This is a genomic window from Paraburkholderia sp. IMGN_8 (genome assembly GCF_038050405.1).
Taxonomy (GTDB): domain Bacteria; phylum Pseudomonadota; class Gammaproteobacteria; order Burkholderiales; family Burkholderiaceae; genus Paraburkholderia.
Genome location: NZ_CP150901.1, coordinates 3,572,831 through 3,599,395, shown reverse-complemented (window position 1 = coordinate 3,599,395; position 26,565 = coordinate 3,572,831). Strand labels below are relative to the sequence as shown.

General features: G+C 62.0%; 26 protein-coding genes. 11 read left to right on the top strand and 15 right to left on the bottom strand.

The genetic code is table 11. From position 1 onward, the window contains the following. Positions 1-43: 43 nt before the first annotated feature. Genes WN982_RS37315 through WN982_RS37300 form a run of 4 tightly spaced genes read right to left on the bottom strand, consistent with a single transcriptional unit; the run spans position 44 to position 4,729 of the window. The gene (locus WN982_RS37315) at positions 44-2,281 is read right to left on the bottom strand and encodes a xanthine dehydrogenase family protein molybdopterin-binding subunit (RefSeq protein ID WP_341316979.1); all 2,238 of its coding nucleotides are present in this window, start codon (positions 2,279-2,281) and stop codon (positions 44-46) included. After that, entirely contained in the window at positions 2,278-3,273 is a 996-nt protein-coding gene (locus WN982_RS37310; protein ID WP_341316978.1) for a xanthine dehydrogenase family protein subunit M, read from the bottom strand. Before WN982_RS37310 ends, WN982_RS37315 begins: the two co-directional genes overlap by 4 nt. After that, positions 3,266-3,949, bottom strand: coding sequence for a (2Fe-2S)-binding protein (locus WN982_RS37305; protein ID WP_341316977.1), 684 nt, complete (start codon positions 3,947-3,949; stop codon positions 3,266-3,268). Before WN982_RS37305 ends, WN982_RS37310 begins: the two co-directional genes overlap by 8 nt. Positions 3,950-3,982: 33 nt before the next feature. Next, complete coding sequence (locus WN982_RS37300; protein ID WP_341316976.1) at positions 3,983-4,729, bottom strand: SDR family oxidoreductase; 747 nt, start codon at positions 4,727-4,729, stop codon at positions 3,983-3,985. Positions 4,730-4,930: 201 nt separating this feature from the next. Here WN982_RS37300 and WN982_RS37295 point away from each other — a divergent pair, with 201 nt between their 5' ends. Further along, entirely contained in the window at positions 4,931-5,836 is a 906-nt protein-coding gene (locus WN982_RS37295; RefSeq protein ID WP_341319552.1) for a LysR family transcriptional regulator, read from the top strand. 3 nt (positions 5,837-5,839) lie between these two features. On the opposite strand, the gene WN982_RS37290 is transcribed toward WN982_RS37295, so the two are convergent. Further along, positions 5,840-6,760: a LysR family transcriptional regulator gene (locus tag WN982_RS37290; RefSeq protein WP_341316975.1), complete on the bottom strand. Its 921-nt coding sequence runs from the start codon at positions 6,758-6,760 to the stop codon at positions 5,840-5,842. A 130-nt stretch (positions 6,761-6,890) separates the two neighbouring features. Between WN982_RS37290 and WN982_RS37285 the strand changes: the two genes are divergently transcribed. From WN982_RS37285 to WN982_RS37270, 4 genes are all read left to right on the top strand, one after another. Beyond that, a complete protein-coding gene (locus WN982_RS37285; RefSeq protein ID WP_341316974.1) occupies positions 6,891-7,640 on the top strand; it encodes a glucose 1-dehydrogenase in 750 nt (249 codons plus the stop codon). Positions 7,641-7,693: 53 nt separating this feature from the next. Beyond that, positions 7,694-8,233 carry a carboxymuconolactone decarboxylase family protein gene (locus tag WN982_RS37280; protein ID WP_341316973.1) on the top strand — a complete coding sequence of 180 codons (540 nt, stop codon included), beginning with the start codon at positions 7,694-7,696 and terminating at the stop codon, positions 8,231-8,233. Positions 8,234-8,408: 175 nt separating this feature from the next. Then, positions 8,409-8,945 carry a carboxymuconolactone decarboxylase family protein gene (locus WN982_RS37275; protein WP_341316972.1) on the top strand — a complete coding sequence of 179 codons (537 nt, stop codon included), beginning with the start codon at positions 8,409-8,411 and terminating at the stop codon, positions 8,943-8,945. 145 nt (positions 8,946-9,090) lie between these two features. Beyond that, complete coding sequence (locus WN982_RS37270; protein ID WP_341316971.1) at positions 9,091-9,570, top strand: DUF417 family protein; 480 nt, start codon at positions 9,091-9,093, stop codon at positions 9,568-9,570. An 83-nt stretch (positions 9,571-9,653) separates the two neighbouring features. Here the strand turns inward: WN982_RS37270 and WN982_RS37265 are convergent, their stop codons facing one another. Continuing rightward, entirely contained in the window at positions 9,654-10,607 is a 954-nt protein-coding gene (locus WN982_RS37265) for an AraC family transcriptional regulator (protein WP_341319551.1), read from the bottom strand. Positions 10,608-10,796: 189 nt separating this feature from the next. On the opposite strand from WN982_RS37265, the gene WN982_RS37260 reads away from it, so the two are divergent. Continuing rightward, positions 10,797-11,696: a LysR substrate-binding domain-containing protein gene (locus tag WN982_RS37260; RefSeq protein ID WP_341316970.1), complete on the top strand. Its 900-nt coding sequence runs from the start codon at positions 10,797-10,799 to the stop codon at positions 11,694-11,696. 42 nt (positions 11,697-11,738) lie between these two features. Here the strand turns inward: WN982_RS37260 and WN982_RS37255 are convergent, their stop codons facing one another. From WN982_RS37255 to WN982_RS37245, 3 genes are all read right to left on the bottom strand, one after another. Further along, on the bottom strand, positions 11,739-12,461 hold the full coding sequence (locus tag WN982_RS37255; protein WP_341316969.1) for an SDR family oxidoreductase: 723 nt from the start codon (positions 12,459-12,461) through the stop codon (positions 11,739-11,741). 546 nt (positions 12,462-13,007) lie between these two features. Beyond that, positions 13,008-13,256, bottom strand: a complete 249-nt coding sequence (locus WN982_RS37250) for a hypothetical protein (RefSeq protein WP_341316968.1) — start codon at positions 13,254-13,256, stop codon at positions 13,008-13,010. A gap of 234 nt (positions 13,257-13,490) precedes the next feature. Then, on the bottom strand, positions 13,491-13,808 hold the full coding sequence (locus WN982_RS37245) for a DUF4148 domain-containing protein (protein WP_341316967.1): 318 nt from the start codon (positions 13,806-13,808) through the stop codon (positions 13,491-13,493). Between the two features lie 503 nt (positions 13,809-14,311). Between WN982_RS37245 and WN982_RS37240 the strand changes: the two genes are divergently transcribed. The 4 genes from WN982_RS37240 (at position 14,312) to WN982_RS37225 (ending at position 19,315) form a co-directional block, all read left to right on the top strand. Then, positions 14,312-15,823: a sugar ABC transporter ATP-binding protein gene (locus tag WN982_RS37240; RefSeq protein ID WP_341316966.1), complete on the top strand. Its 1,512-nt coding sequence runs from the start codon at positions 14,312-14,314 to the stop codon at positions 15,821-15,823. Positions 15,824-15,847: 24 nt separating this feature from the next. Then, complete coding sequence (locus WN982_RS37235; protein ID WP_341316965.1) at positions 15,848-16,873, top strand: ABC transporter permease; 1,026 nt, start codon at positions 15,848-15,850, stop codon at positions 16,871-16,873. An 89-nt stretch (positions 16,874-16,962) separates the two neighbouring features. Beyond that, positions 16,963-17,904, top strand: a complete 942-nt coding sequence (locus WN982_RS37230; RefSeq protein WP_341316964.1) for an ABC transporter substrate-binding protein — start codon at positions 16,963-16,965, stop codon at positions 17,902-17,904. A gap of 112 nt (positions 17,905-18,016) precedes the next feature. Further along, positions 18,017-19,315 carry an L-fuconate dehydratase gene (locus WN982_RS37225; RefSeq protein ID WP_341316963.1) on the top strand — a complete coding sequence of 433 codons (1,299 nt, stop codon included), beginning with the start codon at positions 18,017-18,019 and terminating at the stop codon, positions 19,313-19,315. A gap of 18 nt (positions 19,316-19,333) precedes the next feature. Here WN982_RS37225 and WN982_RS37220 read toward each other — a convergent pair whose 3' ends face one another. The 3 genes from WN982_RS37220 to WN982_RS37210 form a co-directional block, all read right to left on the bottom strand. Then, a complete protein-coding gene (locus WN982_RS37220) occupies positions 19,334-19,618 on the bottom strand; it encodes a hypothetical protein (protein WP_341316962.1) in 285 nt (94 codons plus the stop codon). A gap of 134 nt (positions 19,619-19,752) precedes the next feature. Further along, positions 19,753-20,154 (bottom strand): DUF3597 domain-containing protein, encoded by a 402-nt coding sequence (locus WN982_RS37215; protein ID WP_341316961.1) that lies wholly within the window; start codon positions 20,152-20,154, stop codon positions 19,753-19,755. Positions 20,155-20,288: 134 nt separating this feature from the next. Then, a complete protein-coding gene (locus WN982_RS37210) occupies positions 20,289-21,749 on the bottom strand; it encodes an amidase (RefSeq protein WP_341316960.1) in 1,461 nt (486 codons plus the stop codon). 249 nt (positions 21,750-21,998) lie between these two features. On the opposite strand from WN982_RS37210, the gene WN982_RS37205 reads away from it, so the two are divergent. Next, on the top strand, positions 21,999-22,694 hold the full coding sequence (locus WN982_RS37205; protein ID WP_341316959.1) for an SOS response-associated peptidase: 696 nt from the start codon (positions 21,999-22,001) through the stop codon (positions 22,692-22,694). An 87-nt stretch (positions 22,695-22,781) separates the two neighbouring features. On the opposite strand, the gene WN982_RS37200 is transcribed toward WN982_RS37205, so the two are convergent. The 3 genes from WN982_RS37200 to WN982_RS37190 all read right to left on the bottom strand — a co-directional run bounded on the left by WN982_RS37200 (position 22,782) and on the right by WN982_RS37190 (position 26,332). Next, the gene (locus WN982_RS37200; RefSeq protein ID WP_341316958.1) at positions 22,782-23,858 is read right to left on the bottom strand and encodes a LacI family DNA-binding transcriptional regulator; all 1,077 of its coding nucleotides are present in this window, start codon (positions 23,856-23,858) and stop codon (positions 22,782-22,784) included. A 148-nt stretch (positions 23,859-24,006) separates the two neighbouring features. Beyond that, the gene (locus WN982_RS37195; protein ID WP_341316957.1) at positions 24,007-24,966 is read right to left on the bottom strand and encodes a dihydrodipicolinate synthase family protein; all 960 of its coding nucleotides are present in this window, start codon (positions 24,964-24,966) and stop codon (positions 24,007-24,009) included. Positions 24,967-25,012: 46 nt separating this feature from the next. Next, entirely contained in the window at positions 25,013-26,332 is a 1,320-nt protein-coding gene (locus tag WN982_RS37190; protein ID WP_341316956.1) for an MFS transporter, read from the bottom strand. Positions 26,333-26,565: the final 233 nt, after the last annotated feature.

Sequence of the window (26,565 nt, the reverse complement as noted above, 5' to 3'; positions counted from 1 at the left end):
CCGGTGGTTATGGAAGCGAGGATGAGCTTACATAATATAGCGGTCAATCCGCCCCGAATGTCGCCGGCACGTCGTCCATCAGCTTGTCCAGCGTGACTGGAAGATTGCGTATCCGTTTGCCGGTTGCATGATAAACAGCGTTCGCGACCGCAGCCGCCAGGCCGGTCACACCGATCTCGCCGATACCACGTGCACCGAATTCGCTCAGATGGTAGTCGGGATAGTCGAGCAAGATCACATCGATCTCCGGCTGGTCCGCGTGCACTGGGACGATGTACTCCGCGTAGTTGTTGTTCGCAGGCAGTCCGTTGCGCGAATCGTATTCGGCCGCCTCGAACAACGCCATCCCGATGCCCATCACAATGCCGCCTTCCACCTGATTGCGGGCCGCCAACGGATTGACCACCTTGCCGACGTCGATTGCGCTGACCACCCGTGCCACGCGCAGCCGGGAAATGCCGGGATCCCATCGAGCCTCGACAAAGTGCACGCCGAACGATCTGAACGAATAGCGGGACATGTCGGCCGCCTCGCTGTGATACCAGCCTTCCGCGCGGGCGAGACGCTGGCTCGCCAGGATGTCGGCGAATGAAACCTGCTTGTTACCTTCCGAAAGCGCGCCGTGCCCCACGACAAGCGAGTCCGGTTTGACGCCCGAAAACGGGCCTGACTCTGCAACGGCGTATTGCTTCAAGTGCTTGAGCGCTTCACGCGTCGCCCCGGCGATCGCCGACATCGCGCTGGCCGTCGCCCACGATCCGCCCGACACGGGTCCGGCCGGAAACGACGAACTGCCCAGTTCGACCTCGACCTTTTCCAGCGGCAGGCCGGTCAGCTCGCTAACGGTCTGCGCGACGATCGTATACGTCCCTGTCCCGATGTCCTGCAAACCGCACTGTGCGAGCGCCGTGCCGTCGGCACGCAACGTCACACGCGCCTCCGTAGGCACGCGGTAGGCTTCCCAATTGCACGCAGCCATCCCGTAGCCGATGATCTCGTCGCCCTCGCGCATCGAACCGACAGCCGGATTGCGTCGATGCCAGCCGAAGCGCTCGGCCGCGCGCGTCATCGCCTCCGGCAGATGATTACTCGACCACGGCAGCCCGCTGCTTTCGTCGAGCGTAGACAGATTGAGTTGACGGAAGGCCAGCGGGTCCATGCCAATGGCGAGCGCCACTTCATCGATGGCCGATTCCAGCGCAAACAGGCCAGGCGCCGCTCCGGGCGCACGCATCGAGGTGGGCGTGCCGCGGTTGACGGCGCTGTGGTTATGCGTGACCAGCACGTTTGGACACGAGTACAGACTCCTGGTCATGCCGCCGCATGCCTCGGTGTAGTCGTCGACGGTCGAGGTGCTGTTGTACGACTCATGGCTGATCGCGACCAGTCTGCCGGCGGTGTCGGTCGCGAGCTTCACGTGCTGGATCGTTTCGGGCCGGTGGCCGACCGTCGTAAACATCTGCGCGCGCGGCACGACGAGTTGCACTGGCCGGCCGGTCATCCGGGCCGCCGCACAGGCCGCGACTGAGTGCGGCCACGGCCAGAGTTTGCTGCCGAAACCGGAGCCAACGAACGGTGCGTGCACCTCCACCTGATCCGCGGTCAGGTCGAACACATTGGCAAGCACATTGCGATGATTGAGCACGCCCTGACTCGATTCGTAGACGATCAGCCGCCCCGCTTGCCAGTAAGCGGTCGTCGCGTGCATCTCCATCGGATTGTGCGTTTCGACCGGCGTCGTATAGGTCTGCTCCAGACGATGCGCGCCCGCATTGAAGCCAGCCTCCGAATTGCCGCGAGAATGCCCGCGCGGACCTCTACGCGAGCCGTGCGCATCGAGCGCCTGCGCAAGACTCTTCACCGCGTCGGCCACAACGTAGTCCACTTTCACGCGATACGCCGCTGCGCGCGCATGCTCAAACGTATCCGCAACGACCAGTGCCACGAACTGACCCGGATAATAGACCTGGTCGTCCTCGAAAGGCAGCCGGTGTTCGTCCACTTTCCCGGACGAAAGGATTTCGGCGAAATTCAGCGGCGCGTCGGGCGTCCGATGCAGCTTCAGGATATTGCCGTGATGCAGGACGTTCACGACGCCCGGCATGCGCCGGGCCTCGTCGTCGTGGATCGCCTGGATTTTGCCGCAGGCGATCGTGCTGTAGATGCCATACGCGTACAGCATGCCGCCGACCGGATGATCAGCAGCGTAAAGCGCTTTGCCGCTCACCTTGAGGCGGCCATCGATACGTTTGTGCGGAGTGCCGATGATCGGGGCGCTCATGAGATATCCTGGGCAGTGAGGTCGCGCAGATTGCGAACGATGGCCTGCTGACCGAGCGGCACCTTGTACGCGTTGTGCGCGTACGGACGAGCATCCCGGAACGCGATGCTCGCTGCACGTGCGTAAGCATCCATCGATGCAACCTGTCCCGCGAGCGACGCCTCGGCCTCGCGGGCGCGCCACGGCTTGGTACCGACACCGCCCATCGCGATACGCGCCTCGCGGATACGCCGTCCCTCCAGTACGACGATGACCGCGCTCGATGCCAGCGCGAACTGGTACGACGCGCGATCGCGCAGCTTGAGATAACCGGACTTGCTTCCGGCAAGCGGCCCATCCAGCGTGACGTGGGTGATCAACTCGTGCGGTTGCAGCGCGTGTTCCTTCCAGGGCGTATCGCCCGGCAGCAGATGAAAGCCGGCGAAGTCGATCTCGCGCGATCCCTGCGGTCCTTGCATGGTGATCCGGGCGCCGATTGCCGTCATCGCCACGCACATGTCCGATGGATGCGTCGCGATGCAGTGATCGCTTGTGCCGAGCACCGCATGTACGCTGCGGTTGTGTCCGCCGATCGCCGCGCACCCCGAGCCTGGCTCGCGCTTGTTGCATGGCGATAGGCCGTCACGGAAGTAGTTGCAGCGTACGCGTTGCATGACGTTGCCGGCCGTCGTGGCCTTATTGCGCAACTGGGTCGACGCGCCGGCCAGGATCGCCTGCGACAGCACCGGATAGCGCTCGCGCACCAGCGGATGCCGCGCGAGGTCCGTGTTCGTCACCAGCGCGCCGATTCGCAAACGGCCATCGGGCAGGGGTTCGATCTGCTTGAGCGGCAGCCGGTTGATATCGACCAGTCGGTCCGGACGCACTACGTCCAGCTTGACCAGATCCAGTAGCGTCGTGCCGCCGGCTAGATATGAAGTTTGACCGCCGTGGGCATGCCGGCTGACGGCCTGCGCGGCGGAGTCTGCACGTGCATAGTCGAAGTTACGCATCAGGCAACTCCTTCATCTTGGCGCGGGCAGACTGGATCGCTGCCAGAATGTTCTTGTAGGCCGCACAGCGGCAGATGTTGCCGCTCATCGCTTCGCGTACGCTGGCATCGTCGGCGGGAATGTTCGGATCGCGAAGTATTGCCACTGCGCTCATCATCTGCCCGGACGTGCAAAAGCCGCACTGATACGCGTCGTGCTCCCAGAACGCCTGCTGAACCGGGTGCAGTTCGCCGCTGCGCTCGAGACCCTCGATCGTCGTGATGCGGTCGCCCTCGTGCTGGACCGCCACCGACAGGCACGAATTGACCGCGTGGCCGTTGACGTGCACCGTGCAGGCGCCGCATTGGCCGTGATCACATCCCTTCTTGGTGCCCGTCAGGTGCAGGCGGTCGCGCACCACATCCAGAAGGATCGCGTTGGCCGGCACATTTAGCGTATGCGTCTGACCGTTCACGTTGAGCTGGATGCGGTGCTCGCCTGCGGAGGGCTTCCCCGCATCGTCAACGGGCTTGGAAGGCTCGTTGCGCGTGGCCGCTCCGGCAGGGGGCAGCCATGACGTCGCCGTTGCACTGACGACGCCGATCTTCAGGAAGTTGCGCCGCGACGGCTGGTGTGTCGTCTCGTTCGCTCGCTCGGGCAGGGGGGCTTTGTCTGTATCCGGAATACGCTCTGACATGCTCGACTCCTGGCTTTCACAACTTCACAGTACTTACCCTTCCTGGCGCGTAGGCCGGAACAGGATTTCGTTCACGTCGACTTCCGGCGGTTGACTGATCGCGAAGACGACTGCGCGCGCGAACGATTCGGCAGGGATCGCGTACTGCTCATAGAATTTGTTGATGAAGCCAGCAACATCAGGCTCGGTGACACTGTTCGGGAGTTCCGTTGCCACCGCGCCAGGCGAGATCACCGTCGTGCGAATGTCATAGGGTTTTACTTCCTGTCGCAGCCCTTCGGACAACATCAGGACGGCGCTCTTGGTAGCCGCATAGACGGCGCTGCCGGGCCGGACTGTACGGCCGGCGACGGACGAGACATTAATGATCTGGCCGCTCTTCTGCTGCTTCATGTACGGCAAAGCAGCAGCGATGCCGTACAGCACGCCCTTGATATTCACGTCGATCGTCTGGTTCCAGTCGTCGATTTTCAGACGCTCAAGCGGGGAGTGCGGCATGAGTCCGGCATTGTTGATCATGACGTCAATGCGTCCGAAGGCCTGCACTGCTGCGTCGACGAGTGCTTTAACGTCTTCATGGCGGGTGACGTCGGTTGCGACGGCGATTGCCTTGCCGCCATTGCGGACGATATCTTCGGCGCGCGACTGAATGCGCTCGGCGCGCCGTGCGCCTAGCACGACCTTCGCGCCCTGCGCGCTCAGATGCCGGGCGGTCGCCTCGCCCAGCCCGCTGCTCGCGCCCGTAATCACGATGACTTTGCCTTCAATATTCGATCCCATACACCTTCTCCGCTTTAAACCTGCAGGCGCCAGTCGGCCGTCGAGCGGAAGGCCCGTCGGCTAACGCAATTCATACATGCCGAAGACACCGACAGCGCCCGCAGAATTGGCGGTCGGCGTGGACTGTCTTCGATGTTAGTTTGTTGCTCCATGCTGAACAATGCAGGTAAAATTTCATGGGGTATTAAGGAAAATTCATCTATGCTGCGCGCCGGTCTTTCGGAACTGACTGCATTCATCACTATTGCTGAGCACCGAAGCTTCCGCGCGGCCGCGCGAAAGCTTGGCGTTTCTCCGCCGGCGCTGAGCCACGCGGTGCGAAATCTCGAAGAAAGTCTCAATGTGCGGCTGTTTAACCGAACTACCCGGTCGGTGGCGCTGACCGAGGCGGGCGAGCATCTTCTGCGGCGTGTAGGTCCCGCTCTCGCGGATTTGGAGGATGGGATCAACGAGGTGGCGTCGGCAGGCAACCGTCCGTCAGGGTCGATACGGATCAGCGCGGCCGAGGCTGGGGCCAGGCCGCTGGTCCTGCATGTTCTCCCGGATTTTTTGGCCGCTTACCCGGACATTCACGTTGAAATTGTCGTGGATACCCGGCTCGTGGATATCGTGGCGGAGGGTTTCGACGCCGGCATACGTCTCCTTGAAGACGTGCCGCGCGACATGATCGCTGTCAAGTTCGGACCCGAGCTAAGGTTCGCCGCAGTTGCATCGCCAGCGTATCTCTCTCGCCACGAGCCGCCCAAAACGCCTCAGGATCTTGCACAGCACCGATGCATCCGCTTCCGGTTCGTCAGTGGCGCCCTCTACCGCTGGGAGCTTGAATATCGTGGCAGCAGCGCCAGCATCGATGTCGCCGGGCCGATGACGCTTGGAAACACGAACCTGATGGTCGATGCGGCACTGGCCGGCATCGGCATTGCCTGGGTCCCGGACTATCACGTTACAGAACATCTGGCATCGGGCAGGCTGATCCACCTGCTTCCTGACTGGAGCCCTTCCTTATCGAGCCTGTGCCTTTACTATCCTGCTAACCGGCACCCGCCGGCAGCGCTCAGATTGTTTTCGCAGGCTGTGCGTGAATGGGCGAGTGCCGAATTGCGCTAGATTTCAGCAACGGGCCATCTCCTTGCCGACGTGTTCGACGAAGGCCTTGACCTTGGCCGAATGCCGGCGCTCACGAGGGCTCACCACCTGGATGGGGATGGCGGGCGGCGCCCAATCCGGCAAGAGCTGCTGCACCTCGCCGCTCGCGAGTTCCTGGTCGAAAAGCCACATCGGCGAATAGCCGATGCCCATTCCAGCGAGGACCGACGCTCTCATCACCTCGCTGCTGTTGGTTTGCAGGTTGCCTTCGACGCGCACGACGCGTGTCGTTCCCGTGGGTTCAGACGCTCCCGGCCCGGCCGTAAAACGCCAGTCATTGCGCATGGGCAGCTCCGTGTAGACGATGCAGTTGTGCTGCAACAGGTCTTCGGGAATGGCGGGCGCTTTTGTCCCTTTCGGCAGTGAACGCAGGTAGCTGCGATGGGCCACGAGCATCCGGTAGGTCGTCCCCACGCGTCTCGCGATCAGGCTGCTATCCGGCAAATCGCCAATCCGCACCGCTACGTCGATCCCCTGTTCCACCAGGTCAATGAAGCCGTCGTGAAGACGCAGGTCGATCTTCACGCCGCGATGCGCGGCCAGAAATGACTGAATCATCGGCATGAGCTTGAGGCGCCCGAACCCCACCGACGCCGCGATCCGCAGCCACCCTGTCAATTGCTGCTCGCCACGTCGCAAGGCGCCCTCGGCCTCCGCAATCTCCGCAACCAGGCGCCGTACCTGGTCGAAATAGCGCTCGCCTTCTTCCGTCAGCGCGAGCGACCGCGTGGTGCGTGTCAGTAACTTCGCGCCAAGCTCGCGCTCCAGCGCCGCGACCTGTTTGCTCACCGCACTCTGTGTCGTGTCGGACTCGTGGGCCACCGCCGAAAAGCTTCCTGCCTCGACGACGCGCACGAAAGTCTTCATGGCCTGCAGCTTGTCCATTGGTGCTCCAGATATTCCTGATGGGAATTAATCATATGAGCATACACCGTCTATATCAAGCATTTGGAATCAGTCAAAGTTCAGCCATCGCAAACGCGATTCAACGCAACCTCACCCAAGGAGCACTGACATGAACCAGCCCGTCGTCCTCATTACAGGTGCATTGACCGGAATCGGCCGTGCCACCGCTATCGCTTTCGCCCGCGAAGGAAACCGCGTGGTCATCAGCGGCCGCCGCGAAGAGGCAGGCCAGACACTCGCCGCCGAACTGCGCGCCCTCGGTGCCGAAGCTGAATTCCTGCGCGCCGACGTGCGTTTCGAAGCCGAAGTCCGCAACGCCGTCGAGCAGACCGTCGGGCGCTTCGGCCGCATCGACGTGGCGGTCAACAACGCCGGCACCGAAGGCCAGTTGGCGCCGATCGTCGAGCAATCGGCTGCTAACTACGAAGACACGTTCGCGGTCAACGTGCTGGGCACGCTGCTGTCCGTCAAGCACGAGATGCGCGCGATGCTGGCCCAGGGCTCGGGCTCGATCATCAACCTCTCGTCGATCGCGGGCCAGGTCGGTATTGCGGGCGCTTCGGTCTATGCGGCCAGCAAGCACGCGGTCGAAGGCATCACGAAGAGTGCGGCTCTCGAAGGCGCCACCGCCGGCGTGCGTGTCAACGCCGTGGCTCCCGGCCCGGTGGCGACCGAGATGCTCGACCGCTTTGCCGGCGGCAGCGAAGAGGGCAAGGCGGGCTTCCTTTCGACGATACCGGCGCGACGTGCCGCCACCCCGGACGAGATCGCCCAAACCATCGTGTTCCTCGCTAGCGACAAGGCGCGCTACCTCACCGGGCAGAGCATCGCAGTCGACGGCGGCTACACGGCGCAATGACGCGCCGGCTAACCCGCTTTATCACGTGTTTTTTTCAACCCAGGAGAATCAGCATGACCACCATCAACGTCCCTACTCGCGACGAAGTGTCCCCGGCCAACCAGGCCATTTTCGACAAGCTCAAGAGCAGCCTTGGCAGCGTGCCCAATCTGTACGCCACGCTCGCTCATTCTGAAAACGCGCTCGGCAACTACCTCGCCTTCCAGAACGCGAAGAGCAGCATCACCGGCAAGGCGCGCGAAGTCGTCAACCTCGTCGTGAGCCAGGTGAACGGCTGCGAATACTGCCTGGCTGCGCACACTGTCATCGGCAAGATGAGCGGTTTCACCGACGAGCAGATTCTTGAGATCCGTAGTGGCAAGGCGAGCTTCGACGCGAGGTTCGACGCACTGGCCCGGCTCGTGAAAAACATCGCGATCAACCGCGGACACGCGGACGAGGCGCTGGTGGTGGCCTTTTTCGCAGCGGGCTGGACCAAGGCCAATCTGGTCGACGCGATCGTTGTCATCGGCGACAAGACGGTGACCAACTATCTGCACGGAACGACACGCGTACCGGTCGATTTCCCGGCCGCTCCGCAGCTTCCTGCCTGATCGTTGCCGCGCCGGGCGAGCCGTGGAAGTAACGCGATGAGCGCGATGTGCGCCTTGCCCGGCCAACTGAAGAAATGATACGAATGAGCATTTTATCGAGCATTTTAAGACTTATAAGGATCATTTCTTCGGCTTAAAGTGAAGACTCCTACCCACCTGATGAAGGAGTAACACCATGAGCCGTATCACCGTACCTGCCGTTGAGTCCGCCACCGGCGCGACCGCCGAAGTCTATGCACAGGTCAAGAAGGCCGCGGGCAGCATCCCGAACCTGTTCGTCGCGCTAGGCGCGCTGTCGCCTGAACTGCTCAAGGCAGTCCTGAATGCCGAAGGCGTTCTGGCTTCCGGCACGCTCAGCAAGCAGGAAGTGGAAACGATCAAAGTGCTGGTCAGTGAGCTCACCGGATGCGACTACTGCCTGGCTGCACACACGATGCTGGGCAAAATGACGGGCCTATCGCTGGAGACGCTCAGGCTGATCCGCGCGGGCCAGCCTACCGGGGACGCGAGGCGAGATGCGCTGGTGCGCTTCGTGCGGAACCTCCAGCAGACCAGCGGAACGATCCGCGCAGACGAGTTCGCGGCGATCAAGGCGGCCGGCTTCACCGACGCGCAGCTTGCAGAGATCTCGTTGGGCATCGCACTGATTGTGTTCACGAACACCTTCAACCGCATTAACGACACCGACCTGGACTTCCCGCCGGTCAAGTAATGCGCAGCGGGGCAGGCGTTTCTTTGCGGCGCCTGCTTCTTTCGCTGCGGGGCATTCGGCAAGCGTGACGAACCGACGGGCGCGATGTGTCACGAGCCGCGTGGACGAATACATTGCAACTTCTACAGACGCAGCGTGAAAGATCATGAACATTCATTTCCGAGTGGCAGAAAAGAGTAGCGGGTCTTATCTGCATCTGGCATTTTTGCGGTGGTCCATGGTGGCCATCTTCATCTGGTTCGGGATACAGAAATTCACGCCCTATGCGGCCGACGCCATCGCGCCGTTGATTTCACACAGTCCGTTTATGAGTTGGTTGGGCGTGTTCGGCGTGAGAGGTGAAGCCCGGGTTGTAGGGACGATCGAACTGACGACCGCGGCCGCTCTGATCATCGGATCGGTGATTCCGGCGGTGTCCGCTTTAGGAGCGGCGATGGCGAGCGCCACCTTCCTGCTGACGACGTCCTTTGTTCTCAGTACGCCGGGTATCACTCAAATAAGCCCGACCGGTTTCCCGATCATTTCGACGTTGCTGGAACAGTTTCTGCTGAAAGACGTCGCGCTGTTGGCGGCGTGCGTCACGCTGCTTCTCGCCTCGTTGTCGCCGCGTGCCAAGGCTTCCTGAGGCGCTCGTAATTAGCCGCCTCAGAGCGAGGGGACCGGCCTGGTCCCGCGCACCGGACAACGCCGAAGGTTCTTCGGCCGAACTTATTCCGGTTCACGCGCCGAGCGGCGCCAATCCCCCGGTGTCATGCCCATGCGCTGCGTGAAGGCACGCCTGAAGGCAGCGAGGGATTGATAGCCCACGACTTCGGCCACAGTTTCGGTGGAAGTCGATGGCTTCTTCAATTCGTTGGCCGCCAGGGTCATCCGGATATCGGTCAGCAAATCACTCGCAGAACGCCCCACCTTGTCCTGAAATTGACGAACCAACGTAGCGCGCGACATATTGCAGAGCTGCGCTAATTCGGGGAGGGTCCACGGATACGCAGGCTCGTTGAACATGGCCGTCAGTGCGGGCGCGAGGCGTGGATTTGCGGCGAGGGCCAACAGGCCGAAAGGCACCGCATTCGACTCGCTGGCGGTGCGCAATGTCAGCGCGAAAAGCGCCGCCGACAGGGCGTTGAGCATCGCATAGCCGCCCAGGTTCACGGTAGTCGATTCTGCGCGAATCAGTCCAACCAAGGTTGCCAACTGGACCGCAGTCGCGTTCTGCTTGGTTGTATCGGCTTGCGCAGATGTTCGCACTACGAGCGTGGCGGGGAAATAGTCGCGCATCAAGCGATCGTGCGGGGGCGTGAGGACGAAGCGGCCGCAGAGCATATCGAGGCGTTCGCCGGTTCCAGCGTTTTCGCTGACTTCCACGTTCAAGCTTTCGCGCGCGCTGGCCGGCAAGGGCGCTGCGCCGCTACCGTCGTGAAGGACGTGTTCCGAGCCGTGAGACAGCAGCACAATATCACCCGCCACCAGGTGTTGTGGCGCACCGCTTCCCGGAATCTCCAGTATGGCTGACCCGCCAAGCACGACGTGATAGGGCATCTCGCCGGTATCGGCGCGATCGTAAGCAATACGCCACGGTGCGCCGTATAAGCAGCGGATTTCAAGCTGACCTCGGACAGGCATCATGACAAGCAGGCGGCTAAGCCAATCCAGACGAGGCATGGTGGTCCTTGTGATGAGACGAGTGAGCATTTTAGTGTCCAAAAAAAGACTAATCAAGCTCACTCGAGCGGCCTAAAGTGGATAAGATTCTGAGGATGCCCGAAGTGGGGTACGCGGACTCCGATCCGGATCAGACGAAGAGCAGGTGCGAAGCGCGACCCCCAAACATCCGTTCCAGGAGGGACGATCGTGGACCGACTGGCAGCGATGGAAACCTTTGTATGCGTGGTGGAGTCCGGTTCTTTTTCGGCTGCAGCGCGGCTGCTGAACGTAGGGCAGCCAGCCGTTTCCAAGTCCATCGCGCAACTCGAAGAGCGGCTCGCGGTCCGACTGCTGCTCCGCTCTACGCGCGGGTTGACGCCGACTGAGGCGGGGAATGCATTTTACGAACGCGCGAAGCGCGCGATCGAAGAGGCCGACGAAGCGGACTTTGCGGCAAGGGGATCGGCTGGCGCCCTCTCGGGTCGTCTCAGGATTTCAGCGGCAGTGACCTTTGCGCGAATTCATATCATCCCGCGACTCCCAACATTTCTCGATCGACATCCGGAACTGAACATCGATATCGTGCTCGACGACGAGAATATTGATCTGCTGGAAGGCGGCATCGACGTAGCGTTACGGATGGGGATGCTCGGCGACTCGAACATGACGGCGCGCAAGGTCGGTCACAGCCGGCGTTGCGTCGTTGGCACGCCAGCCTGGTTCGCGAAAGCCGGCGAACCACGGGTACCCGCCGATCTGCTATCGCATCACGCGATTGTTTATGAGCAAGGCGGCGGCGGAAGTGTATGGTCGTTCAAACGAGGCAATGCGGAAACGTCGATTGTCGTCGCCGGGCGCGTCCGCGTGAACGCCGCGGAAGGCGTGCGCGCGGCAGTGCTCGCCGACATGGGTGTCGCAATCGCGTCCGAATGGATGTTCGCGCCGGAAATCGCCAGTGGCGCGGTAAAACCGGTGCTCGCTGACTGGGAATTGCCTGGCATCGACCTGTGGGCAGTTTTTCCGAGTGGACGCATGGTCGGTGCAAAAGCACGTGCTTTCGTCACGTGGGTCGAGGAGATGTTCGGCGCATTCGATACAGCGGCTTGACTCGATGAGCGTGCCCGCTGACACCTCCCAGGTAGAGGGTCTTCAAATTGAAGCCTTGCCGATCGAGGCACCGCCATCGACAAACAACGTTTGACCCGTGATGAAAGCAGCATCTTCGGACAACAGGAAAGCGATGGCCGCAGCAATCTCGGCTGGCTTGCCGAAGCGTTTCATCGGGACGGCAGCGAGGTAGCGCTGCTCGCCTTCGCTTCCTGGCGCGTTGTTGGCTCTAAAAAGTTCGGTTTCCGTGGGGCCGGGCGCCACGGAATTAACCGTGATGCCGGTGGTCGCCAGCTCAAGTGCCCAGGAACGTGAAAAGCTCACCAAGGCGGACTTGGCGGCAGCATAAGCTGTACGTTCCACGATGCCCAGGACAGTGAGGCTCGATATGTTGACGATTCGCCCCCAGCCTTGGGCGCTCATCCTGGGCAGGAGTGCTTGCGCGGCCTGTACGGCCGGATGCAGATTGAGCGACATGACGGCGTCGAGTGTGTCCAGATCGATGGCGCCCAGCCGCTGCGGTTTCACCAGCCCAACGTTATTGACCAGACCATCGAACTGGTATTCCGATGCAAGTTTGTCGAGCGTGGCCTGCGTTTTCACGCGGTCGGACAGGTCGACGGACACGAGCGTTCCTGGGAAGTCAGGGTCGTCGCCCTGACGTGCCAGTCCCACAACCCGGTGCCCGTCTGCGTTCAGCCGCTGTGCGACGGCCCGGCCGATGCCTTTGCTGGCACCCGTTACTAGAAAAGTGCGTGATTTCATATTGTCTCGATGGTTAGACGCCGGTCGCCCGTTTGCTCTTGCCGGACCTTGAAGCGTCGGGACGCCGGCGGTGCAAAGTACGGGGCCTTTCCGCCTTTGAAATCCGCTTTGAATGGGTCGAGTTTCGCTTGAAGTGACATGACAATCTCTTCTGCAGACAGGGGGATGTGTTGAAGTTGCATTGCGTTGGACGGATAGTCCGCCGATGCAAACGAAGGGAGAAGGCATGCCGGCCGAATAACAGTCATTCCGGCAAGGCATAAAGGCTTGCGGTATCCGCACAAGTGGGGCGCGGTGTGCCAGGCACGGGCGATATGTTCGCCCCCGGTAGCGGATCAGAATCGAACTTCAGCGGCTACCGGGAGCGGTCCGTTGAGAGGGCAGGTTAAAGATATGGACGTTCGAATGTAACGTCGAATATGTGAACAGACCCTAACCCATTGGAACTGGCGCCGGGCGATCCGGATCGGTTTTGGCATGTATATTCGGACTGCAAAAGGTGCAATCCATTTGCCCTTTACCGCTTGTTCGAGCTTGCGATACAGATCAAGCGGCCCACCGATCACTGTTCATCGAGGGGCGCGCGATCCGGGGCGGAAATACGCACCAGCAGCCGTCGTCGTGCCGAAAGAAAAAGATTGCTCGGGAGCCGCTCGGCGCTAATGCCTCGACGTGCACGTAGCGTCTCCTATCTTCGCGTAGATGCCCAAACTGGACGACGCGAATTTGAGTGTTCGGGGCAGGCGCAAGCCACTTTTCCACCAGGTAACGCAGGGACTTCTCGGCGGTGTTCATGGTCAGCTCCTTCGATCGCCCATCCCTCGCCGGCCAGAGACTCAAGTGCTGAGACCTGAGCGCACTGCGACGGGGATGACTACAGCGTAGGTCCGGCCGTAAATAAACGATAATTAATGTTTTTAACAGTAACAATAAATTATTATTTATGCATTGTCCTTCCTGGGCGAACGCGGCCGCTCACTCGATACGCCGAAACGAGCAGCCGGCGATGGCTTGCGAGACATGTGAGCATCAGTGACCGAAGTAGATCGTGTGGCTACCTTCGTTTGCCCGCGGCGCACCCGCCTGCGTGGAGCCATCCGACACGCCGCCTACACCCGAGTTTCCCGGCGCCGTGGCATCCTGCGCTTGAAGGCGCGCCTCAGCCGCCTGAATATTTGCCGGGTAGTACAAATCGTTGGCGGCGGGCCGATATCCGGCCTGCTCTACTCGAACCAGATCCGCGCGTACTTCGGCGCGCGTCAACGGAGCAGTGGCGTCCTGTGCGAAAGAAGCAATCGGAGTGGCAAGTGCACCGGCAATCAGCGCTGCATAGATAAGGGCTTTCATAGTGAATTACCTCCTGAACTTAGGTTTGGTTGGCTTCACGCTGCGATGGATGAAGCCTGCGATCTCACTGCCTCGTGGAAACGGGAGTGAACAACCCTTATTCTGTACAGCGAAGATTGATGCACACTGACGCTCGCATTACATTGACGTTATCTTCGATCCGCCGTCAGGAATGACGGATCTGGCCGGGAAGAAGACCGCACCGGCGACAGTCAATCGACCCACGTGGCTGCCTTGCGCTCCCCAGCGCACGGAACGGGTGGGACGGCAAATAGTGGGAAACAAGCGCGAGAGACATTTGCTCAGACCCTAGGGAATGCCTACGCTTGAGCCGCAGCCGTCCAGCGTCGTAAAATCGTGGCACATCGGTTTGGGGGCCCAGCAATGTGTCTGGCTTCTCGTTGCGATTTCAGCCGCGATACCCGGCAACGCCCAGCGTTTTTTCGACCCGCTCCTCGCGATGAGGCCAGCGGCGGTCGCGGAATTGTCGTTAAATCCGCGCCATGAGCCCGCTCATTTCCGTCAAAAGGCTCAGCAAGAGCTTTCCCGGCGTGAGGGCGCTTCACGAAGTCCAGTTCGAGCTCATGATGGGTGAAGTCCATACGCTGGTGGGCGAGAATGGCGCAGGCAAGTCGACGCTGATGAAAATCCTCGCCGGCGTGTACACCCGGGATTCCGGCGAAATCCTCCTTGACGGCCAGCCGGTCGAGTTCTTGAGCCCGCGCGAGGCGCAGGCCATGGGCGTCTGCATCATTCATCAGGAACTCCAGTTGATGAATCATCTGACCGTCGCCCAGAATATGTTCATCGGCCGCGAGCCGCGCGGACGCCTCGGCCTGTTCCTCGACGAAGACAAGCTCAATGCGCAAGCGCGCGACATCCTTGCCCGCATGCATGTGAGTCTCGACCCGCGCGCGGTTGTCAGCACCCTCACCGTCGCCAGGCAGCAGATGGTTGAGATCGCCAAGGCTCTGTCCTTCGATTCGCGCGTCCTGATCATGGACGAGCCTACCTCGGCGCTCAACGACGCCGAGATCGCCGAGCTCTTCCGCATCATCCGCGAGCTGAAGAGCCGGGGCGTGGGAATCATCTATATCTCACACAAGATGGACGAGCTGAAACAGATTTCCGACCGCGTCACAGTATTGCGTGACGGGGAATATGTGGCCACCGTCGCCGCAAGGGACACCAGCGTCGACGCGATCATCGGCATGATGGTCGGGCGAACTTTGATCGACGTCGCGCCTTCTAACAGCGCCGCGGACAAAGGCGAGGTCGCGCTCGAAGTAAAAAATCTGAACGCCGGCCCGCTGGTCAGAGACGTGAGCTTCACGCTGCACAAAGGCGAGATATTGGGCTTTGCCGGCTTGATGGGTGCCGGTCGCACCGAGGTCGCCCGAGCGGTGTTCGGCGCCGACCCGATCGAATCCGGCGAACTTGTCGTGAGAGGCGTGAAGGCGACGATTAGGACGCCGAGCGACGCGGTGGCGCACGGTATCGGCTATCTCTCGGAAGACCGCAAGCGCTTCGGCCTTGCGACCAAAATGGACGTCGAATCGAACATCGTGATGTCCAACTTGCCCAAATTCCTGTCGCTCAACTTTTTCTTGCGCCGCGCTCAGATACGCCGGACAGCTTCCCATTTCATCAATCTGCTTGCCATTCGTACGCCCTCCGCGGCGCAGGAGGTGCGGCTACTCTCCGGCGGCAATCAGCAGAAAATTGTCATTGCGAAATGGCTCGAGCGCGACTGCGACGTGCTCTTCTTCGACGAGCCGACGCGCGGCATCGACGTCGGCGCCAAGAGCGAAATCTACAAACTCCTGCGCTCGCTCGCCGGGCAAGGCAAGGCGATCGTGATGATCTCGTCGGAACTGCCGGAAATCTTGCGCATGAGCGACCGCATCGTCGTGATGTGCGAGGGCCGCATCACCGGCGAACTCTCGGCCACGGAGGCGACGCAAGAGCGCATCATGCAATTGGCGACGCAGCGAGAAACTTTAAAAGCGGCGTGAGCCTCGAGAGGAGAGGTCCATTTTATGACACTGCGATCGGATACTTCGGCGCTGGCTAATGAGGGGCGGCCGTCCGGCCTCAGAGCCCGCATTTTCGCGCCGGCCGCTCTGCAAAAGCTGCTCGCCTTCGCGAGCCTGATCCTGCTGCTGTTTTTTTTCAGCTTCGCCTCGCCCGCCTTCATGCAGACGGACAATATGCTCGGGATTCTGCAGGCGACGGCGGTCAACGGCGTTCTGGCGATCGCGTGCACGTTCGTCATCATCACCGGAGGCATCGATTTGTCGGTCGGCACGTTGATGACCTTCACGGCGGTCATTTGCGGCGTGTTTCTGACCTTCTGGCATTTGCCGATGTGGACCGGCGTCATTGCTGCGATTGGGACGGGCGCGATCTGCGGAACCATTTCGGGAACCCTCACGGCGAAAATGAAAATACCGCCGTTCATTGCCACCTTAGGCATGATGCTGCTGCTGAAAGGGCTTTCGCTCGTCGTCTCGGCCGACAAGCCGATCTATTTCACCGACACCGAAAATTTCTACATGATCTCTCAGGATTCGCTGATCGGTTATGTACTGCCGAGCCTGCCCATTCCAAACGCGGTCCTGATTCTGTTTTTCCTTGCGGTCGCGAGTTCGATCACGCTGAATCGCACGGCGCTCGGCCGCTACACATTTGCGCTCGGCAGCAACGAAGAAGCCGTACGCCTTTCCGGCGTGAATGTCGATCGGTGGAAGATCGCCATTTACGGTATGGCCGGCGCAATTTGCGGCGTCGCCGGGCTGCTCATTGCCTCGCGCCTGAATTCGGCCCAGCCGGCGCTAGGGCAAGGCTATGAACTCGAAGCGATCGCCGCCGTGGTGATCGGCGGGACCTCGCTCAGCGGCGGTGCGGGCACGATTCTGGGCACCATCATCGGCGCTTTCATCATGAGCGTGCTGACCAACGGCCTGCGCATCATGTCCGTCGCTCAGGAATGGCAGATCGTGGTGACCGGCCTCATCATCATTCTCGCGGTCTATGCCGATATTTTGCGGCGCAAGAAAAGCTGACGCTGCACAGGACAAGATCAAGAAAGGGAGCGCCAAAGGCTCCCCCCAGCGGCTGAAGGTTAATGGCCCCCCTTAGGAGGAGAAACACCATGTTGAAAAGAAGATTAATCGGTGTCGTGGTCGGCGTTGGCGCTCTCATTTGTGGGACGAGCCTTGCGCGCGCGGACGAAGCGTACATCCCGCTGATATCGAAAGGCTTCCAGCACCAGTTCTGGCAGGCCGTCAAAGCGGGCGCGGAACAGTCGGCGAAGGAGCATAAGGTCAGGATCACCTTCGAGGGTCCGGAAACCGAGGCCATGGTCGATAAGCAGATCGACATGCTCTCGGCCGCGCTCGCCAAGAAGCCCCAGGCGCTCGGCATCGCCGCGCTCGACAGCAAAGCGGCCATTCCGCTGTTGAAGCGGGCGCAGGCCGCCAAAATGCCGGTCATCGCCTTCGACTCCGGCGTCGACAGCGACATTCCGCTGACGACGTGTGCGACGGACAACCTTGCCGCAGCCGCACTCGCCGCCGACAAGATGGCTGATGCGATCGGCAATGCCGGTGAGGTCGGCGTGATCGTGCACGACCAGACCAGCCGCACCGGCATCGATCGCCGCGACGGCTTCCTGAATGAAATGAAGACGAAGCACCCGAACGTCAAGATCGTCTCCGTCCAATATGGCGGCGGCGACCATCTGAAGTCGGCGGAAATCGCCAAGGCGATGATCCAGGCCAATCCCAATCTCAAGGGCATTTTCGGCGCCAATGAAGGTTCGGCGGAAGGTGCGGCGATCGGCGTCAAGGAATCGGGCAAGAAGCTCGTGCTGATTGGCTACGACTCCGGCAAGGAGCAGAAGGAGGACATCAATTCGGGGCTGATGGCCGGCGCCATCACGCAGAACCCGGTCGGCATCGGCAAATGCGTCGTCGACTCCGCGGTGAAGGCGCTGAAGGGCGAGAAGCTGCCTAAGAAAGTCGACACGGGCTTCTATTGGTACGACAAGAGCAATATGAGCGATCCCAAGATCGCCGCCGTGCTCTACGATTGACCGTTGCCGCCAGGGCGCGGCCGAGAGAGGGAGGGTCGCGGCGCCGTTCGGCGCCACGGCCCTCTTTGCTCATCGGCGCGAGTCGAAAGCTGTCGACCAGGAGAGTGTGCAGATGCCCACGATCACCAAGCTGTCTGTCCGGGACATTCGGTTTCCGACCTCGCGTTCACTCGACGGCTCCGATGCGATGAACGCCGCGCCGGATTACTCCGCCGCCTACGTGACGCTCGAAACCGATTCGCCGCGGACGCTCACAGGCCATGGCCTCACCTTCACCATCGGGCGCGGCAACGAGATCTGCGTGAGTGCGGTACAGGCGCTTGCCCCGCTGATCGTCGGCAAAACGCTCGAGGATATCGCAGCGAACATGGGCGCATTCTGGCGCGCGCTGACCTCAGACAGCCAACTGCGCTGGATCGGCCCGGACAAGGGCGCCATTCATCTGGCGACGGCGGCTGTCGTGAATGCGGTCTGGGACCTGTGGGCAAAAGCGCAAGACAAGCCAGTGTGGAAGCTGCTAGTCGACATGAGCCCCGAAGAACTCGTGCGTTGTCTCGACTTCCGCTATGTGACCGACGCGATTACGCCGCATGAAGCTATTGCCATGCTGCACCGCCATGCAAAAACCAGGGGCGAGCGCGAAAAGAACATGCTGGCGCGCGGCTATCCGGCCTACACGACTTCGGCCGGCTGGCTCGGCTACGACGACGACAAGATCCGCCGGCTCGCGCGTGAAGGCGTCGCACAGGGCTGGACGCACTTCAAGCAGAAGGTGGGCGGCAATCTCGAAGAAGATATGCGCCGAGCGCGCATTCTGCGTGAAGAAATCGGCGAAAACCGCAAGCTGATGATGGATGCGAACCAGGTGTGGGATGTCGACGAAGCGGTTGTGAACATGCGGCGCCTGGCGCAATTCGATCCGTGGTGGATCGAGGAACCCACGAGTCCGGACGACATTCTCGGCCACGCGGCCATCCGCCAGCGGATTCAGCCGATCGGCGTGGCGACGGGCGAGCACTGCCATAACCGCGTGATGTTCAAGCAGTTGCTGCAGGCGCACGCAATCGACTTCTGTCAGGTAGACAGCTGCCGCCTGGGTGGTCTGAACGAGGTGATCGTCGTCCTGCTGATGGCGGCGAAATTTGGCGTGCCGGTGTGCCCGCACGCGGGCGGCGTCGGCTTATGCGAGTACGTCCAGCACATTTCGCTTTTCGACTATATCTGCGTGTCGGCGTCGCTAGAAAACCGGGTGCTCGAGTACGTGGATCATCTGCATGAGCATTTCGTCGATCCTGTCGTGATCCGCAGCGGCCGTTATATGCCGCCGCAACGTCCCGGCTACAGCATCGAAATGCATGCGGCGTCGCTCGATCAGTATGACTTTCCTGAGGGCCCGGTCTGGCGGCCCTAAGACACGCGACGGAGGTTTTCACCAGCGACGCGCCCCTTCACGCGCTGGTGCGTTCCGGGAAGCCAGTATCTGCCGGATCGTGGCCAGCGACTGCTCGGCGGCCGCGCTTGGACGCAGCCGGCGCAGCGTACTGAATCGCGGCGCAGTCACCCCGAGCGTTCGGCAGACCGCCGACAGGTATGGCTTCGCCGCTCCGCCGCACTGCTGCGCCGCTTGCGCGATTGCCGCGTCGCCGACCTGCGCCCGCAGCCACGCGAGCGTGCGGCGGTCCCCTTCATTCTGCACGCGCACCAGATGCTCCATGACGACCTCCGGAACTGTATATGCAAACATACTGTATATATATACAGGTTCCGCAGGTTTTTCAAGGTTCAGTCCGTTCAATTAACGAGGCGAACGGCGAAAGACCCTCGGTCAGGCACGCGTCAGAAGCGAATTCAGGCCGCGAGTTCGGGCGGCAACTTCCCGCCGTTCGCCGCCAGCGCGACCATCACCTGCTTGTGCAGCCAGATGTTCATGCTCGCCGAGTCGTTCATGTCGCCGCCGTACTTCAGTTCCTGGGCGAGTTGCTTGCGATGTTCGAGGCTGCTGTCGACGCCGAGCGCCTTCATTGTGTCGACGATCGACGTGCGCCAGTTCAGTGTTTGCCCGCTTTCGCTGACAAACTGGTCCATCACGGCTTCGACGTCGACGTCGGTCAAAGGCGCGGGGGCTGGCGTGGCATCCGGGGCGGCAGCCTGCGCTGCCGCGGGATCCGGTGTCGGCTCCGCCGCGGGCGGCTGTTGATCCGGCTTTGCCTTTCCGAACAGCTTGTTCACAATATCGCCAAAGATGCTCATTCTCGATGCTCCCAACAGGTTGATCATTCACGGAAACACCATACCGTTCCCGGTACGCGTGCTTTCAATATGCTATCTGACGTTTGCGTCTACGCCGTGGCAAATTGTTTAACAATGGTCAGTTCCCGGGCACGTCACGATTCGGCAAAGGCCGGCGGCTGCACGAATCCGCCAAATTCGCACTCGGCTAGTTCAGCAAAGGCGATGGGCGTCCGGTCTTCAAGGTAGGGACCTATCGCCTGGAGCCCGATGGGCAAGCCGCTTTCCCCCAAACCGATTGGAAATGCGGTCGCGGGCAATCCAGTCAAAGTCGCGAGACTTTGCCATAGGGCCTGTTGAGCGTAGGCAATCTGCCTGCCATCGATTTCCAGACGGCGCGAGCGGATGTCAGAGTGGTCATGCGTGAAGGCCGTTGTCGGCAGTACTGGGCAAAGTACGAGATCCCATTCCCGAAAGAGCTGGCGCCACCGGTGCATCAGGGCAACCCGGGTGCGATCGGCAGCAATCCAGTCGCGATGGCTGAGCACAAGACCGCGTGACTCCATCGCCGCTTCACTGGTGTCGCTCGCGGGTAACTCGGCAGCCCGTTGCTGAAGCGCGCGATATTCCTCAAGTGGCATGTCTGCGCCCATGAATGACAAAAATAGCTGGCCTAAGGTGCGCATCACGAGCACCAGATCGGGCAGCAAGGCACTCCCGGTTGCCACGGTGCAGCTGGCTCCCTCAAGCTGCTTGCGAAAACGTCGCATGGCCGCGCGTACCTCGTCCGAGATCGGCACCACCGGATGGTCTTCAAGCATGAGCACCCTGAAGTCGGCAAGCCGGGTATGGCGAGAGGGCGGAAGCTCGAGGCGGTAGGCCGCCGCCTGCGCGTCGTCGGGGCCGGCCAGCACATCGAGGGCCAGCGCGAGATCGCCGGCGCTGCGCGACATGGGTCCCGCCACGACGAGGTCGGGATCGACGCTCACCGATAACATTGGACTGCCTGGCGGGCCTGCGCCGCGCAGAGGCACAAGGCCGTGGCTGGGCTTATGGGCGTAGATGCCGCAGCAATGCGCCGGAACCCGCAGGGAGCCGTAAAAGTCGCTGCCGAGTTCGAGCGGGACGAACCCAGCCGCCAAGGCAGCCGCCGAACCACCGGACGAGCCGCCGGGCGTGCGCGTGAGATCCCAAGGGTTGTTGGTGACGCCGTACACGGGATTGTAGGTCTGCCAGTCGCCCAGCATTGTGGCGACGTTGGTCTTCCCCAGAATGACGGCGCCCGCATGCTTAAGACGTTGCACGGCGATCGCGTCCTCGGCAATCCCGATTTTCTCGGTGCCAGGCATCCCCCAGGTCTTTGGCAACCCCGCCATGCCGAAGGACTCCTTCACTGTCATCGGCACGCCGAGCAGCGGACGACGTTCGCCTCGCCTGAGGGCGGCATCTGCCTCTGCCGCGGCCAGACGCGCACGCTCGAAGTCTCGCACCACGACGGCATTCGTCAAGCCGTCGTAACGTTCGATACGAGTCACGGCTTCGTCAAACAGTTCGACGGCCGAGATCTCGCGGGACTGCAACGCGCGCGTCATTTCACGGGCTGTCTTGAAGATCATATCGTTCTCCTTATCACTGATCGTTCTCGTTGAACCAACGTGCCTGTGCATAGGGGCATCGTTTTCATGACAGTGTTTAGGGTGCACTATATGCCTATGACGCGAGGGCTATTTGATTGTTCTTGCGCAATTTCCATTGATCGTGTCAGCGCTTGATGCCGGTCGCGCAATTTCAAGCAATTGCTGGATGGTGCGATCATCCGATACAGGCCCCCTGTGGCCAATCCTGCCCACGACCAGGAGAGCGCTATGTGCGGTCGTTATGCTCGAGCCCGCTACGGCATCGACTACCTGATCCCTCTCGCCAGCGACCGCGATACGCGCTGGCCGCTCCTGAACGACTCCACGCCCGCCGATACCCCGAGCTGGAATGCAGCGCCGGGCAGTCGTCAGCCCGTGATTTATCCGGACGGCGTCGTACGACTGCTGCATTGGGGCTACCGGCCCGCATGGGCCGTCGCGAAGGGCATTCCGCAGATGATCAATGCGAAGATCGAAAAGGCGACCAGCTCGGCATGGGCAGCGATGTGGAAAAACGGCCGCATCATCGTGCCGGCCGACTACTGGTACGAATGGAAAACGGAGAGCAATGGCAAGCAGCCCTATGCCATCCAGGCGAAAAGCGGCGAACCGTTGTACGTTGCAGGCCTGACCAATGTTCGTCCGGACATGGAGCAACGCGAAGGCGACGGCTTCGTGATCGTGACGTCAGATGCCGGCGCCGGGCTGGTCGACGTCCACGACCGGCGGCCAGTCGTGTTCTCGGCTGACATCGCTCGTGAGTATCTGGACACGGCAACCTCCGCCGAACGCGCCATTCACCTTGCGCGAACCGCTGCCGAACCACCCGAGGCGTTCACCTCGTTTCCCGTGTCCCGCAAAGTCAACCGGTCCGGACCTGATGGGCCGGACCTCGTCGAACCAATACAAGGTGACTCACCGTAGGTGGCAGATTCAGCCGCTTGTGCTGCCTCGAGCATGACGCACCTGCCGTTCGCTGCGATTCCTGCGCGCTTCAGGAGCACCGCGAAGCTATCCCGGGCATGGCCCTGTCGACTGCCGAACCTGCAATTGCGCATGCACCTCGTATCCGTGTTGCGGGCGTTTGCCATCAAGCGCGTCGAGCAGGTGCTGTGCCGCGAGCCGTCCGATCTCGGCGGTGTCGACGCGCATCGTCGTCAGTGCCGGGCGCATCTCTTTCGCGATCGCGAGATCGTCGAAGCCCGTCACGGACAGTTCACCGGGAATCGCGATACCCAGTTCCTCGGCCTCGCGCAGCACGCCAAGCGCGATGTGGTCGTTGCCGCAGATGATCGCGCTCGGGTGCTCGCCGGGCAATTGCCAGATCGAGCGCAGGCTACGCCGTCCGAATCCGATCGTCGATTCGCCTTCGAACATGTGCTCCGGCCGTACGGCGAGGCCGTGGCGTTCGAGCGTCGAGCGGATGCCCGCGACGCGCGCTTGCACGCGATCGTTGTCGCGGGTCGGCTGGATGCAGACCGCGAACGAGCGGTGCCCGAGGCCGAGCAGATGTTCGGTGATCTCCGCGTAGGCCGCGTGATTGTCGAAGCCGATGCAGATGTGCGGGCTGCCCTCGCGATACGCATACGTGACCGCATAAGGCACGCGATAAAGCCGCAATGCTTCGAACAGTTCGGGCGGATGCGCCTCGCCCACGACGGCCATCGCCTCGACGCCGCGCGCGAGCATTGCGCGCACCTGCACGAGCGCCTGCGCGGGATCGTAGTTCGAGCAGCCGAGCACGAGCGTGATGCCGCGTGCCGCGAACGCGGCCTGCATACCGCTCACCTGCGAGGCGAACACCTGGTCGTCGAGTGTCGGAATGATGATGCCGGCAATGTGGCTGCGCGTGGATGCGAGGGCGCGTCCCGCCGCATTCGGAAACCAGTTGAGCTGGAGCGCGGCATGCTCGACGCGCTCGCGCACGTTCGCCGAGACCTTGTCCGGCTCGTTGTAGACCCGCGACACGGTTGCCGTCGATACCCCCGCGAGCTTGGCGACATCGGAAAGCACGGTGCGGCCCGTGTTGCGGCGGGCACGGCTGGTCGGGGTCCGGGCGGCGGCCGGCGGGTCGAAGGAGTCGGACATCGGGTCAGGAAGCAGAGGGTGAGTGGCGGGTGAGTGGAGCAACGCCCGCCATCTTACCGCCGCGTGCGCGCGCGACGCGGGAGCGAACATGGCCGTCGGCGCTGACGTTCTGGTTATCGCGAAGCCCTGACGGGAGACGCCCGTGAACCTAGCAGCCCGCGCCGGGCGCGGCGATGCGCGCGCGGAAATGCTCGGTGCCGGCGACGATCTTGTCGAGCACCGCATCAAGCGCCCAGAAGCGTTCGCGCACGTCGTAGTCGATCACGCGGCAGCGAATCGAATCGAACGTGCCGATGCGCTGGTGGTAGATCTTCGCGAGCGCCGGATAGCCGAGCGCTTCGGATACTGCGGCGAGCACGAGAAACGTCGCCAGTTCCCCGGCAAGCGCCTGATCCTGTGCCGCGTCGTTGCGCAGCCACTTGTACAGATCAGGGTGGAAGTTCGTGAACACGCCGTTGAAGCCTGCCGAGCCGGCCTTCATCGCATCCCACGCGATTGCCGCGTTCGCGTTCAGGATTTTCAGCGGCGAACCCTGCGCGAGCGCGACGCGCCGCTTGACGGTATCGAGATCGCAGCTCACGTCTTTCAGCATGATGAAGCGGCCGGTATCGATGCACATCTTCAGTTCGTCGTCGGAGAGAAGCCGCCGATACGGCGCCGGGCATTCGTAAAGACCGAGCGGAATGTCGGATGGAAGGCGCGTAAGGAGCCGCTTGAGATTCGCGGCGAAGACCTCCGTTCCCTCGCGCTTCGGGTCGAGCCGGTTGGTCACGAGCACGATGCCCTGGGCACCCGTTCCTGCGGCGACGTTGAGCTCCTCTGCCTGGGCGTCGGGGTCGTCGGAGATGTGGCCCGACATCACGACGGGAATGCGGCCCGCCACCTTCTCGACGACGAACTTGCCCAGCGCGCCGCGCTCGGCAAGGCTCAGGAACTGCATCTCGCTCGACTGCGCGACGGCGAACAGCGCGTCGGAGCCGTGAGCGATATACCACTCGATCAGGCGTTCGAGCCCGGTGTAGTCGATCGCGCCGGACGCGTCGAACGGGGTCAGCATCACGGGGACGATGCCTTCGATTGAAGTGGCGGTTTGCGTAGCGGTCGTCATGGTTATCTCTCGGAGGGGTTTGTATGGGTCGGGACGCGAACCGACGTCACGCCGACGCTCGAACGGTCTCGGCGCGCGCGGGATGGTCCGTGATCGGCTTGCGCACGAGCAGCAGATAGCTCATCGCGCCGACGAACGCGATTGCCGCAGCCGTCAGCAGTGCGGGTACGAACGACCAGTTCTGCGCGATGTAGCCGGTCATGATCGGCGCGAGCGCGCCGCCCAGAAAGCCGCCGAAATTCTGAATCGCGCCGAGCGAGCCGACGCGGTTCGGCGGGGCCGCGGCTGTCGCGAGGGCCCAGGAACTTGCGGATGCCGCGTTGGCGAGGAAGATCACCACCGAGATGCACAGGATCGCGATCGTATTGCTCTCGACGAGCGCCGCCGGAATCGTGAACGCGACCATGCCGAGCATCGCGATCACCACCGCGTTGCGGCGGCTCGCGACCGGGCTTGAGCTTCGGCTCGTGATGAGGTCGGAAAACCAGCCGGCCGTGAGCGAGCCGAGAAAGCCGCAGAAGAACGGCACCGATGCCGCGACGCCCGTATGCATCAGGCTCATGTGGCGCTCCATCGTCAGGTAGCCCGGCAGCCAGGTGAGGTACACCCAGTTCAGGTAGACCGAGCCGAAGAAGCCGATCAGCATGCCCCACGTCGTTCCGTGCGAAAAGAGCGAACGCCAGTCGGCGAAGGTCAGCGAGGGCGCCGGCTTGCGATCCGCTTCGTCGCCTTCGAGATAGCGCCGCTCGGCTTCGGTCATCGTGGCTTTCGCGGGATCGCGATACGCCGCAAGCCAGACGGCCGCCACGATCAGGCCGGCGATGCCCGTCACGATGAACGCCCAGCGCCAGTGAAACTGCACGACGAGGATCGACAGGCAAAGCGGCGCGAGTGCCGTGCCGAGCGGGGACGCCGAGTTGAAGATGCCCGTCGGTTTGCCGCGCGCGCGCAGCGGAAACCAGTTGCTGACGACGCGTGCCGCCGACGGAAACTGCGGCGCCTCGCCGATGCCGAGCACGATCCGCGCAATGATGAACCAGCCGAAGGTCGAGACGAAGCCGCCGGCAGCCTGCGCGAGCGACCAGACGATCAGGCCGATGCCGAGCAGCTTGCGCGGCCCGATCCGGTCGACGAGCCCGCCCACCGGCAACTGGAATAGCGCATAGCTCCAGGAGAACGCGGAGAGCAGCAACCCCATCTGACCGAGCGACAAACCGAGGTCATGGCGGATCAGCGGATTGGCGACGGCGAGCGTCCCGCGGTCCATATAGTTGACGATGCCGCTCACCATCAGCAGCGTGAGCGCCACGATCTGGGCGCGGCGGATTCGCGGTGGGACCTGCTCGTGGCTCGGGGTTGCGCTCATGATCGTTGTCTCCGTTTCATGTTTTCGGTTGAGGTGCGGCGGGCCGCGCCGATACGATGTCGGGCGGCCGGAAGTTGCGCGTCAAGTTCGTCCAGTTCGGCGCGCGTCGGGATCGAGGTCTGTGCGCCTTTTCGCATCACGCTCAGCGCGGCGGCGATCGTGTTTTCCTCCGCTGCCGACGGGAGCGGCCTTTTCCAATTGAGATTCCTCAATGCGTGTTAGCGCTTACATTT

Bases quoted from the DNA above. Each gene is read 5' to 3' on its own strand.
- WN982_RS37280 (WP_341316973.1), top strand. From the start codon at position 7,694: ATGACCACCATCAACGTCCCTACTCGCGACGAAGTGTCCCCGGCCAAC.
- WN982_RS37270 (WP_341316971.1), top strand. From the start codon at position 9,091: ATGAACATTCATTTCCGAGTGGCAGAAAAGAGTAGCGGGTCTTATCTG.
- WN982_RS37225 (WP_341316963.1), top strand. From the start codon at position 18,017: ATGCCCACGATCACCAAGCTGTCTGTCCGGGACATTCGGTTTCCGACC.
- WN982_RS37290 (WP_341316975.1), bottom strand. From the start codon at position 6,760: ATGGACAAGCTGCAGGCCATGAAGACTTTCGTGCGCGTCGTCGAGGCA.
- WN982_RS37245 (WP_341316967.1), bottom strand. From the start codon at position 13,808: ATGAAAGCCCTTATCTATGCAGCGCTGATTGCCGGTGCACTTGCCACT.
- WN982_RS37275 (WP_341316972.1), top strand. From the start codon at position 8,409: ATGAGCCGTATCACCGTACCTGCCGTTGAGTCCGCCACCGGCGCGACC.
- WN982_RS37215 (WP_341316961.1), bottom strand. From the start codon at position 20,154: ATGAGCATCTTTGGCGATATTGTGAACAAGCTGTTCGGAAAGGCAAAG.
- WN982_RS37265 (WP_341319551.1), bottom strand. From the start codon at position 10,607: ATGCCTCGTCTGGATTGGCTTAGCCGCCTGCTTGTCATGATGCCTGTC.
- WN982_RS37205 (WP_341316959.1), top strand. From the start codon at position 21,999: ATGTGCGGTCGTTATGCTCGAGCCCGCTACGGCATCGACTACCTGATC.
- WN982_RS37255 (WP_341316969.1), bottom strand. From the start codon at position 12,461: ATGAAATCACGCACTTTTCTAGTAACGGGTGCCAGCAAAGGCATCGGC.
- WN982_RS37315 (WP_341316979.1), bottom strand. From the start codon at position 2,281: ATGAGCGCCCCGATCATCGGCACTCCGCACAAACGTATCGATGGCCGC.
- WN982_RS37300 (WP_341316976.1), bottom strand. From the start codon at position 4,729: ATGGGATCGAATATTGAAGGCAAAGTCATCGTGATTACGGGCGCGAGC.
- WN982_RS37295 (WP_341319552.1), top strand. From the start codon at position 4,931: ATGCTGCGCGCCGGTCTTTCGGAACTGACTGCATTCATCACTATTGCT.
- WN982_RS37285 (WP_341316974.1), top strand. From the start codon at position 6,891: ATGAACCAGCCCGTCGTCCTCATTACAGGTGCATTGACCGGAATCGGC.
- WN982_RS37190 (WP_341316956.1), bottom strand. From the start codon at position 26,332: ATGAGCGCAACCCCGAGCCACGAGCAGGTCCCACCGCGAATCCGCCGC.
- WN982_RS37250 (WP_341316968.1), bottom strand. From the start codon at position 13,256: ATGAACACCGCCGAGAAGTCCCTGCGTTACCTGGTGGAAAAGTGGCTT.
- WN982_RS37305 (WP_341316977.1), bottom strand. From the start codon at position 3,949: ATGTCAGAGCGTATTCCGGATACAGACAAAGCCCCCCTGCCCGAGCGA.
- WN982_RS37235 (WP_341316965.1), top strand. From the start codon at position 15,848: ATGACACTGCGATCGGATACTTCGGCGCTGGCTAATGAGGGGCGGCCG.
- WN982_RS37230 (WP_341316964.1), top strand. From the start codon at position 16,963: ATGTTGAAAAGAAGATTAATCGGTGTCGTGGTCGGCGTTGGCGCTCTC.
- WN982_RS37195 (WP_341316957.1), bottom strand. From the start codon at position 24,966: ATGACGACCGCTACGCAAACCGCCACTTCAATCGAAGGCATCGTCCCC.
- WN982_RS37240 (WP_341316966.1), top strand. From the start codon at position 14,312: ATGAGCCCGCTCATTTCCGTCAAAAGGCTCAGCAAGAGCTTTCCCGGC.
- WN982_RS37210 (WP_341316960.1), bottom strand. From the start codon at position 21,749: ATGATCTTCAAGACAGCCCGTGAAATGACGCGCGCGTTGCAGTCCCGC.
- WN982_RS37220 (WP_341316962.1), bottom strand. From the start codon at position 19,618: ATGGAGCATCTGGTGCGCGTGCAGAATGAAGGGGACCGCCGCACGCTC.
- WN982_RS37310 (WP_341316978.1), bottom strand. From the start codon at position 3,273: ATGCGTAACTTCGACTATGCACGTGCAGACTCCGCCGCGCAGGCCGTC.
- WN982_RS37200 (WP_341316958.1), bottom strand. From the start codon at position 23,858: ATGTCCGACTCCTTCGACCCGCCGGCCGCCGCCCGGACCCCGACCAGC.